This window comes from Haladaptatus sp. (assembly GCF_049589095.1).
Lineage (GTDB): Archaea > Halobacteriota > Halobacteria > Halobacteriales > Haladaptataceae > Haladaptatus.
Map to the genome: position 1 here is coordinate 1 of NZ_JBAWAC010000437.1, position 2,111 is coordinate 2,111.

Here is a 2,111-nt window from a genome sequence, read left to right on the forward strand (position 1 = left end):
TTCCGGGAGAATCCGACGGTGCTCGACGGCATCGTCCGATACCGAGGTCCCGGAACGCTTCTCGACGCCCGCGTCGTCGGAACGAATACCGTCGTCCTCCGCTACCGAACGACGGCCGCCGCGGCGACGCCCGGCGGTGTGGTCCGCTTCGACGGGTTTCGACACGCACGGAGCGGATCGATATCGGGACTCGGTGCCGACCGACTGACCGTGGTGGGTCCACCGGGAACCGTCGTCACCCGCGCGCCACATGGTGCGAGCGTGGGCGGAAACTCGTTCAGTGTAACCGCTTTCCACGACGTCGGAGATGGACCCTTCGTCACCTTCGCGGAGTCTGGCGGCGTCGTCGGCGAGGCGTGGAGCTTCGTGGCGGTCGTGGGGGCGCTCGCCGAGGACATCGTCTTCAACCTCCTGCTGGACGTTCTCCTCCCGGCGAGCGTTCTGCTCGGCTTGCTCGCCGGATTCGTTCGACTCGGGGGAGGGGAGCGTCGCCGAAACGGGGGGACGCCCCGCTCGATTGCGGTGGTCGTCAGCGTTCTCGGAACGCTCGCACTGTTCGTCGGAACCGTCCGATTAACCGACGTCGTATCGGGACTTTCGATGGGCATCGTCGTCGCCGGGGGAACGTACGTCGTGCTCGGGATGTTGGCGTTCAGCGACGTTCGCCCGACGTTTTACCGCACTGTGGCCGCCGTCCTCCTCGCGTGGCTGGTCGGTATCTGCGTGGCGATGGTGGCGGCCATCGCCGTCGACTCATCCGTCGCCGCTCGGCTCTTCGCCTCGAACCCGTACACGATCCGAAAGTTCCTGTTCGCGTCGTTTTCGGTCCTCTTGGCGTCGTTCATGACCGCAGTCGGCTACGCCGCCGCGGTTCGTCGACACCGGCGGTTGGCCCTCGGCGCTCCGCCCGTCGCGTTCGCCATCGTACTCGCACTTACACTATCGGTTACCCGCGTCAGGGGACCGAACGACTTCCTGATCCCCGCCTTCTTGCTCGTGTATCTCCTCGTCTTCGTCGGAGTGATCGGATTCCCCGCGTTCCTGCTCGGACGGACGATTCCGAAAGGAAACTGAATCTACATTTCTATCGGCGCGCCGCCGAAGACGACGAAGCTGACGACCCAGTAGGCGACGTACAGGCCGAGCAGGACGTACCCCTGCCACGGCCGGAGACGACCGGTGTGGATGAAGTACGCCGCGAGCACGGTCCCGACGATGAACACGGGCAGGTGCCAGACGAGGACGGACGATCCGATGCCGATGCTCCCGGCGAGCGCGATGACCCCGATTTTCCCTGTGACCGAAAAGAGGACGCTCCCGACGACGTTGCCGATGCCGATTTCGGGCGCGCCGCGCCGGACGGGTTCGATGGTCAAAAAGAGGTCCTCGACGGTCAACACGGCCGTCGCGACGGTCGCACCGAACACGGTGTCCTCGATGCCGTAGGTCGTGACGATCCCCTCCGTCCCCATCGACATGGCCGAGGCACCGATGACGAGACCGACGAGCGCCACGACCGAGAGGCCCAACCACGCGATTCCCGGGAGTTCGCGGTCGGGGACGAACGGAATGTCGTCGGCGGCGGGGCGGACGACACCACCGTCCAGCATCTCCCGTACCTCCGTATCCCGGAAGACGGGAGTGTTGCGACTCGATTCCCGGTACACGATGTAGCCGAAGACGAGGACGAACAGGGCGATGAGGACGACGCCATCGGAGGGCGTCACGCTCCCGGACAACACGAACGGCACCATCACGAACGGCGACAGCGCGAACAGGACGAGATAGTCGCGGGGAACGTCCACCTCGAAGGGAGTGAGGATGGCGGCCAGCGCGAGCGTGATTCCGGTCAGCGACAGCGCGGTGCCGAACACGACGCCGAGCGCGACGCCGTCCAAGTTCTCGACGTTGGTCGCTACCCCGAAGACCACGTCGTCGAACTCGATGCCGGTGAAGAGGATCGCGAGGACGAACAGGGAGAGGTCGAGACCGACGGCGGCCTTGGTGAGGAACCCGATGAGTTTCTCGACGCTGTACACCAACAGCGCCGCTCCGGCGATGAAGACGACTCCGGCGGGGAGTCCGGTCACCATCGGCGCGTCGTCGCCCTC

Annotated in this window: 2 protein-coding genes; one reads left to right on the top strand and one right to left on the bottom strand. The window is 65.7% G+C overall.

Annotated elements, in window-relative coordinates; translation table 11 throughout:
- The coding region (locus tag WBV42_RS13710; RefSeq protein ID WP_423986522.1) for a hypothetical protein at nucleotides 1-1,074 on the top strand (1,074 nt) is incomplete at its 5' end.
- A 2-nt stretch (nucleotides 1,075-1,076) separates the two neighbouring features.
- On the opposite strand, the gene WBV42_RS13715 is transcribed toward WBV42_RS13710, so the two are convergent.
- Nucleotides 1,077-2,093 (bottom strand): sodium:calcium antiporter, encoded by a 1,017-nt coding sequence (locus WBV42_RS13715; protein WP_423986523.1) that lies wholly within the window; start codon nucleotides 2,091-2,093, stop codon nucleotides 1,077-1,079.
- Nucleotides 2,094-2,111: the final 18 nt, after the last annotated feature.

Coding starts and splice junctions, on each gene's coding strand:
- WBV42_RS13715 (WP_423986523.1), bottom strand. CDS start 2,093: ATGGTGACCGGACTCCCCGCCGGAGTCGTCTTCATCGCCGGAGCGGCG.